Consider the following 8,378-nt stretch of genomic DNA (forward strand, 5'->3'; position numbering starts at 1 on the left):
CGAACCACCCGTCATAGGTGTGCCCGGGTGCCACGGGTGGGGGACGATCGACTGGGGCATTTCCGGGGGCATTCTGGGGACCCCTTGAGGAACCGCCTGCTTAGTTACATCACTGATGGCTGACTGGCTGGGGTGGTAGGATTCGAACCTACGATACACGGTACCAAAAACCGATGCCTTACCGCTTGGCTACACCCCAACAGTGAGCGGCTAATTAAGCTGCCATGACAGGCGGTGCAAGACCCGATTTGCCAAAAACTGCCCTATTCTTCGGGTGCGCCAGGGGTCAGAAGGTCATCGCCTTGTTGCGCAAGGCGTTCTTCGGCTACGATTTGCTCCAGTTCACTGTCTGCAGTGGCTGCAACATCCTGTGGGGCATCGCCCGTTGAAGCGCTTCCACCTTGGCGTTTTTCGTCAACGTGCGATTCGTGTCCGCTGGTGGGCAGCAGCACCCGCATACCCGGTTCGGGCATTGAAATCCCTGCAGCCTCAAAGGCCAGCATCGTGCCACGGATTGCTTCGCCTCTGGCGAGCACAATGGAGGTTTCATGTTGGGCGACCCAAGCAGCCATCTGCAGGGTCACCGTACTGTCGCCCACCGCTTCAATCCATACGGATGCAGCGGGGCTCTCCAGCACGAATGGCAGGGCCTGGATGGTGTCCAGCGCGATTTGGCGGGCCATTGCAAGATCGGTGTCCGGTGCCACGCCCAACTCGAAGTGAAACCGCCGCTCGTCATTACGGGTGAAATTCACAATGCGACTCTTGAACACCGTCGCGTTGGGAATTCGGATATGGTTGCCATCAAAGCTCAGCAAGATCGTTGCACGACTGGTCAGGCGGATCACTTTGCCTGTGTCACCTTCGATTTCGATCGTATCATTCGGGCGGAACGGCTGACGGATCGAGAGCAGGATCGACGCGATGAAATTCTCGACAGTATCTCGAACCGCAAAGCCGATGGCGAGACCAACGATCCCCGCTGCCCCCAGAATGGTGGACAAGAGAGCGGTTGCACCGAGAATGTCCAGCGCAATGACGATCCCCGCGACGATAAAGACAAGCCGCAGGACCTGACGGTAGATGTCGGCAATGAAGGCATTCGGGGCCAGTCGGTCCCAAGGTTGTCGTAACCTCGCCAGCAGAATGCCGATCAGAACCACCAAGCCGAAGGCAGCAATCGCAATCGTCAGCAATGGCAGAAAGGCGATCGCCTGCTTCAGCCGCTCTTCAAAACGCAAAATCGCCGGGTTCAACCGCTCGACAACATCAGTGGTTTCGGTGACTTCGTTTTCGATTGCCACAACGCCTTCGATCCTGCTGGTCAGCGCGCTAAGCCGGCGCGCAGTGTCGCTATCAAGCGTATGCCCTCGCAGAGTAACAATGCCCGAATTGACGGCCACTGTGACGTCTTCGAACCCATCCAGCTCTGACAAGATGTCCCGGATACGATTGGCGATGGCCGCGTCCTGCAGGGCGTTGTCTTCGATCTCGATGGTCCCGGTGGGCTGATCAACCTGCGCCGTCAATAGAGTGGGCGTCAGACATATGAGACAGAAAATCAAGATCCGCATGGGAAAGCCTTTGGCATGAATATGCGTTAGCGTGAACCAGCCGCGCACAAATGCCAACCTCAATCCAGTTCGAAACCAAAGGGGTTTCAGGGTGCGGCAGGATGGCAGAGCCGCACCACCGCGCCTGCTCAATGACAACGGACCAAGCGATGTCTAAGGTGGTCTGACCGAATGGTTGAAGGACAATAGTATGAAGCACTCTCGCGACGTGTCATATAGTCCCAAATTTTGGGTATGTTCCGTCTCATGGTTTGCAAGGGAACACCACTTCTGGGGAGCGGAGCGATGGCACCAAACCTTCAGGAAACGCATCTTAACGAAAAAAAATTTAGCCCAGCGATTAGGAAATCTAGATTGTAGCTTTGGCCGATCGCCACAATCATCAATGCGTTCACGTGAGCGCCAACAATGTTACACCTGCAGATGTCTGCTTCGGGCAGGACCAAGCCATTCTACAACGACGCGATAGGATTAACAAAAGACACTCGAAACGCACCGCTTGCATCACCGAAAGCACTCCACACAAACGAACCTAACAGATGAGCCGGACATAGTCTTAGGGTCTGGACCCACTGATTTCAGGCGAGCATCATGATTCACCGCCGGAAAACTGAGCGGTGATATGTCTGATCTTTTCTGGTTGAGCGACGCGCAGATGGCGCGTTTGAAGCCCTATTTTCCGAAGTCGCACGGCAAGCCGCGTGTTGATGACCGCAGGGTGCTGAGCGGGATTATTTTCATCAATCGCAATGGGTTACGCTGGCGCGATGCACCCAAGGAATACGGCCCTCACAAGACACTCTACAACAGATGGAAACGATGGAGTGATAAGGGCGTCTTTGCTCGGATCATGACTGGCCTGGCCGCCGAGCATCGCGAAAGGAAGACCGTGATGATTGACGCGACTTACCTCAAGGCACACCGCACCTCGACCAGCATGGGCGTAAAAAAGGGGGGCGTGGGCGCCTGATCGGCCGCACCAAGGGCGGTATGAATACCAAGCTGCACGCGGTCTGCGATAGCCAGGGGCGGCCGATCAGCTTGTTCGTTACCGCCGGGCAGGTCAGCGACTACATCGGTGCCCGGGCTTTGCTGAGCGGCCTGCCAAACGTCGACTGGTTGCTCGGGGACCGTGGCTATGACGCTGATTGGTTCAGAGAAGCGTTGCAAGACAAAGGGATACGCGCCTGCATCCCGGGCCGCAAACAACGCAAGACCACCGTGAAATACGACAAGCGTCGCTACAAACGCCGCAATCGCATCGAGATCATGTTCGGCAGGTTGAAAGATTGGAGACGGGTCGCGACCCGATACGACAGGTGCCCGAAGGTCTTCCTCTCCGCAATCGCGCTAGCGGCAACCGTCATCTATTGGCTATGAGTCCTGACCCTACCTAACGCAAAAAAAGTATCCTGAATATGCTTGTCTGTCCTTCAATCTAGTACCTGCGTGCTCCTGCAATCGAAAACGCGGGGAGAGATTGTTTGACCCAGCTACTCATGCAAGGGTATTGCATCCTTACTACGACGATTTCTTGGCCAACCCTTTGATTTTTCTTTCATTTGATCCGAATGAAGCCCCGCCAGTATTCTTGATCAATTACTTAATCAATCAAGAAGATCCAGATTTTGCTAATGTTGAATTTCACATAAACAACATCGTCCGCAGGACCAATTTTCTCACTTATATAGGCAAAAGGTGGGAGAAACTTAAGGTTCAGCCAGACAGCGTCCTTCCGCATCACACTGACTATCGATCTACTTCAGACGAGTTTCACGCGTATTTGTTGGAGCTCAGCGATGCGAAATCCGCAGATGAAGGAGCAAATGCCTGGGAGGCGATCTTCCTTCGATCAATCTCAAGCAGAGTTGTCGCTGATTGGCTATTTCAAAACACTTGATGCCGTTTGATCACTTTTCAGCGCTGGTGTTTTGTAACGAAGGTGCAGAAAACTTACTAATTACAGCCAGTTTCGCTCATGCGGCCAATATGAACAGAGGAATCTGAACCGCTTTCCATCCATAGCGACCAAATCAGGTTTTTGAACGCCTTTCTGACATCGCTGCGCTGTCCGTACTCCGAGCACCAAGCTTTATCTTTTATGTGTCAACCGCCTTCCGCTTCGGGATCAGCTACCAGAATCGGCCACGGCTTGCCGGAGGCCAGATCGGGGTGGCGCGGCTCATCTTCGGGTGCGCCGTCTTTATCGCGCACTCTTTCGATTTCTCGAAGGGCTCGCGCGGCGGCATCGTGAGGTCCGCCGTCTGTCGTCATCGCCAAAAGCTTTCGCCGAAGCTCGGTCGCAGCGATTGGAAGCACGTCGAATGCGCCGCGCCAGTGTTCTGATGGAACGTGTTCCGTGACAACTCCCTCAATGGCACGCCGTGAGATCAATGAGCGCCGAAGCCTGTTCTCCAGCTCTACGAGCTGAAGCAGCCCGTCAGGGTCGTCGCCCTCGGCAACGGCGTTTGCCAGCAGCAAAGCCTTGGGCGAATTGCCATCTTTCAAAAGGCCAAAGGCGTAGTCGCGCAGTTCTGAATACGTTTTCAGCAAGTCGGCGACTTCTTGCGACGCTCGCCAGCCATCGCGGCCGTCGATCTTGCCCTCTATGAATAGATCGAGATAGCGGCGCGCCGAGGTGAGCGTTCCCTGACGCCGAACGGCGTCACGCCATGCGTGATTGTCGTAGAAGACCGCGTCATTTTTCGCGAGCATGAAAAGCGCTTCTTCGATCTCCGGCGCCCGTACGGTCTCGCATGCTCGGATCATACCTTCGAGGAAGTATGGTTCGCGCTGGCGGATCGGCAATGCCGCGATAGTGTCGACTAGCTGCACAGGATGATCAGTGAATGGCAGCAGAAGGAGCCACGCCTTCAACTGCCAGCCTTCATCCAGAATCCAAGCGTGCTTCTTGGCATCCTCGAAGACATCATAAATTCCGGTTTGCACAACACTGAATGGAATTGTTTCGCCGGAGAGGATCAGATTCAGTACCAACTTCGCACGCGCCACTTGCGGTGCGATCGACAAGAGCGCGTTTATTGTGTCAGCGCGTACGCCATGCGGTAGGCGTACGGCCTGAATCGCCAGCGCAACTGCGTGCTTCTTCTGCGCATCGGTTGCGCCCTCGGAAATGAGCGGTGCAATCGCCTCGAATATCGCGTCTGCTTCGTTGCAGGTCAGTGTGGCGCAGCGTGTGCGCACCGCACGCATTTCTTTCACACGGGAAAAGTCCACACTTCCCCTGAAGCGGTGGTCATCCTTGGGCTCGTTTGCGAGAATCCATTGGACCTTGAGCACGAGTGCGGCCGTTTCGCCAAAATGCTCGTCAGACAAATAGCTGATCATCAGCGTCGTTGTCTCGGGCGCTTTGATCTTCGTGAAGGCGTGCTGGTACCTGTTCGTATAAAGCATGCGCGCCTCGTTCGTCGCCTCGCCTTGCCGCCAGCGCTCTTCCTCGGCCTGCTTGCGGAAAGCCCGGTAGCGACGCAATTCGTCATCGAGCAGCCGCTTAAGCATCGGCAACAGCGCGACAGACGGGAAATGGCCGATCAGATCGGCCACCGCGGACAGTTGGCTGCGCGTTGCGGTATCATCGCTCGCGATCAGCCTCTCGCCCCATTGCTCCATCATTTGCGAAACCGCCGCGTCCGCATCCTGCGGAAATGGGCGTGCCCGGTCGCCTTCCTCATCACGGCGACACAGCAGTTCCGCCAGTTCACGGATTTCCTCATTGTTCGCCGCCGCTGCGCGCTCCTGCACGGCGACGACAAGGCTCGCGCCAGGCGCGTGCGCGATTCTATCGCGGAGGCCGTAATATCGGTCGCTCAGACTTTTCTGGTATCCGCCGAGTTTCTTGATCTCGGCAAAGACTGCGACCTTGGTATCGATGAGTTTACCAACACTGACGGGGCCGAGGACGGACGCGGCAGCTTCGGCGCGGCTGTCCATCCGCTCTTGCGGGGAAAGCACCATCTCCAAAAGGGCCTCGTCTTCAACGACGATGCAAGACGAGGCCAAGATGTTGTCCGCGCCGAAAAATAGCTCGCGTTCTTCGCGTAGGCGCTTCAGCAGTCCCAGCGCGACCGCTTGCCGGAATTGCTTGCAGGCTTCGTAAATCAACCCGACTTCGGCGTCTTGCTTGCGTTGAATTTCGATCGTCGCGATAAGTTCGGTCAGCTCCGCGCTGTGATCCTTTCCGTCGCGCCCGTACACGATCGCGCGCAAGCGCTCGTATACGGAAACCCCCTTTTCGGCGCGCGAACGCGCCATGGCGAGCTGTTGCTGTATGACCTTGTCGTCAATCTCTTCGAGGTGGCCATTCCGGTAAACAAGGTCAAAGGTATCGTCGTTTGCCGTACTCAATACGTCTGCAACATGCCGATCAGCGCGGCGAAAGGACATTCCGTCGACGGCGGCGGCCTTCAGCTCAGGATCGGGACAGCTCTTCGCGATGAGGGCGACAAGGTCGAGTCCGTCTATGCCGCTGCTGTACGCAATCTCTGAAACGACTGTCTCCCGTACTTTGTTCGGCAGCGCGAGAATGTCCTTCGCTGCATCCGGTCCGAGCACCGAAGCGCGGAAGCGGCGTGCAGCCCGCAAAGCCGGTAGGCTTTTCTGGTTGTTCTCGCTTGTGATGAGCGGCCACACTAGGTCGCGGAATTCTGGACGGCCCGATGTGATCATGAACCGCACGGCACGATCAAGCTTTCCGGGCGCGTGCCAGCGCAACACGAGCTTCTGGATGGGCTCAGAAACCTGCGCCCAAACAACGTCCGTGGCGCAGAAAATCATCTCCGCCGCCAAGACCAGATCGACTTCCAAGGCGGCGATGATAGCGACGCTGCAAGCTCGCTGCTGAGGCTCGTCGCCACGGGCCATGCGCTCCACTGCGAACAGGATCGCTTCTTCCCACAGCGTCGCATTCAGAATATCGGTTTTCAACTTTTGAAGCGCGTCCGCATCGTCGACGCTTTTGAGCATCGCGCGCTCGACATCGTTCGAAGCGTACCATTCCTGGAACTGTTGGTGCTGAAATGAATATCCGGCGGGCTCGCCCGTCCGCACCAGCACATGATGGCTGACGAGCGCATCTAGCACGTCCGTAGTTTGCAGCTTGATCGTGATCTGCCCGTCCTCGACGAGCCAGTTGTCCGTCTGCGCCACCGAACGACGGGAGTTCGTTTCCGGGATGGAGGTGTTCGCTGCCCGCGTGGCCGTCACCGCCAACGCGCTCAGAAACTCGGTCTGGAGACCCTTGACGGCTTCCTGCAGCGGCTCCGCATGATCCGCTTGCTGTTCGTGCGCCTTCACAAAGCGGCGCAGGATTTCCTCTTTGGTCTTCGGAAATGGCTGGCCGTCCGGCAACGAGAGCAACGCGGTCAGATAGAGCGGGATGCTAACCAGCTCGCGAATGCCCGACGTGCGCCACGCTTGATCTACAATCCGTGCTCCGTCGTCGCCGCGCAATACCCGCGCGATCTCCATTTGCTCCGCTTCCCCCAGGGGCAGAAGTTCGACCGTCGCGCCTTCGAAGGGAACGTCGAGCGACTGCTTGCGCGTTGATACAAGAAGCCCAAGCTCCGGCAAGTCTGCCTGAAGGCGCTTCAGTTCAACGGTCGCGCGCCGTCGCGCTGCACCGTCAAGTTCGTTCCAGCCGTCGAGCAGCAGGTAGACGCCGGGCTCTTGCGCTACTGCGCGGAAATCGTCTTCCGTAATCTCTCCGCGAAAGGTCGCGCGTCCCAGAATGTAATCGAGCAGCCTCTTGTTTTCAGTACCCCAGTCCGCGAGCGGAACAAAGATGGGCGTTTCGCCGTGAGCGACTAGACCTTCCGCAACTTGGAGCAGGGTCGAAGTCTTGCCCATGCCGGGCGGCGCGACGAGGACTAGATCGCCAAACTCACTCAAGGCGCGCGCCAACGCCGAAGTCTGCACGGGTTTGTCCAGTTCCCGCATCTGAACGGTCAAGGCCACGTCCGTCGACGGCCATCTCTCGAAGCGACGGAAGATATCGACATCGGCGGCGGCCGAAACATGTAGGCGATTTGCGAGGTCGTTTGTCGAGATTCTAGCGGGGCGAGTGGCGTCATTATAGAGAACGTTGCGATGAGAATGCTCTTCCGCCTGCTTCTTCCAGCAACGCAGCAGTTCAACGGTGAACTTCGCGTCGTCCGAGTCGACCGACTTTGCGTGCAGCTTGCACATCCAGATCCCATTTTTAGCCGAGCGGCGCTCGGCCTCGCTCATTCCGGCATCGTAGCGGGGGCCGCCCGGCGCAGCGGCGCAGATGTGGGACGCTTCGCCTAGCATGATTTCGCCGTCACCATCGGAAGTCGCGCCGACCGTTGGACGCATACATTCCGGGTCTGAACAAATCCATCCAGAGCGCTTCGCGATCTGGAGCTTTGTCTTCGGCGTGAAATTGTCTCTGTTGCTATTTCTTGCCATCAGCGTGGGTTGCTCTGAATTAGAGAGTCTTGGCTGGGCGCGCCAAGCCTTTCGAGATTGGCTTTGTTCAGTGTTTTCTTGGACATCGCGGTCCCTCGGTATCAGTTCCGAGGAATCGTATCCGCAAACTGCTTGGGAGGACAGAGTGCCACCATTGAGCCGTGGCATTGATTTCATTGAGTATTTGTTGTGCGACTCGCCAAACGTTGACGTGGTGTTGACGTGGAATGCGCATAAGCAAAAAGCCCCGCGTGATGCGGGGCCTAAGGCTTTGGTATTATTCTGTATTTTTGGTTGCGGGAGTAGGATTTGAACCTACGACCTTCAGGTTATGAGCCTGACGAGCTACCGGACTGC

4 protein-coding genes and 1 tRNA gene are annotated in these 8,378 nt (G+C 56.9%); 2 read left to right on the forward strand and 3 right to left on the reverse strand.

Features of this window, described 5'->3' with window-relative positions; all coding sequences use genetic code 11:
* Window positions 1-124 precede the first annotated feature (124 nt).
* A tRNA-Gln gene (locus tag ABJO75_RS05175) sits at window positions 125-199 on the reverse strand.
* A 64-nt stretch (window positions 200-263) separates the two neighbouring features.
* A complete protein-coding gene (locus ABJO75_RS05180) occupies window positions 264-1,574 on the reverse strand; it encodes a mechanosensitive ion channel family protein (RefSeq protein WP_348127088.1) in 1,311 nt (436 codons plus the stop codon).
* A gap of 622 nt (window positions 1,575-2,196) precedes the next feature.
* Between ABJO75_RS05180 and ABJO75_RS05185 the strand changes: the two genes are divergently transcribed.
* A protein-coding gene (locus ABJO75_RS05185) for an IS5 family transposase (protein WP_348127091.1) occupies window positions 2,197-2,954 on the forward strand; the annotation gives its coding sequence in 2 pieces (ribosomal slippage) (window positions 2,197-2,518 and window positions 2,518-2,954; 759 coding nt in all).
* A gap of 100 nt (window positions 2,955-3,054) precedes the next feature.
* A complete protein-coding gene (locus ABJO75_RS05190; RefSeq protein ID WP_348127094.1) occupies window positions 3,055-3,474 on the forward strand; it encodes a hypothetical protein in 420 nt (139 codons plus the stop codon).
* Window positions 3,475-3,680: 206 nt separating this feature from the next.
* Here ABJO75_RS05190 and ABJO75_RS05195 read toward each other — a convergent pair whose 3' ends face one another.
* The gene (locus ABJO75_RS05195) at window positions 3,681-8,198 is read right to left on the reverse strand and encodes a hypothetical protein (protein ID WP_348413746.1); all 4,518 of its coding nucleotides are present in this window, start codon (window positions 8,196-8,198) and stop codon (window positions 3,681-3,683) included.
* Window positions 8,199-8,378: the final 180 nt, after the last annotated feature.

This window comes from Sedimentitalea sp., from assembly GCF_039973035.1.
Classification (GTDB): Bacteria; Pseudomonadota; Alphaproteobacteria; order Rhodobacterales; family Rhodobacteraceae; genus Sedimentitalea.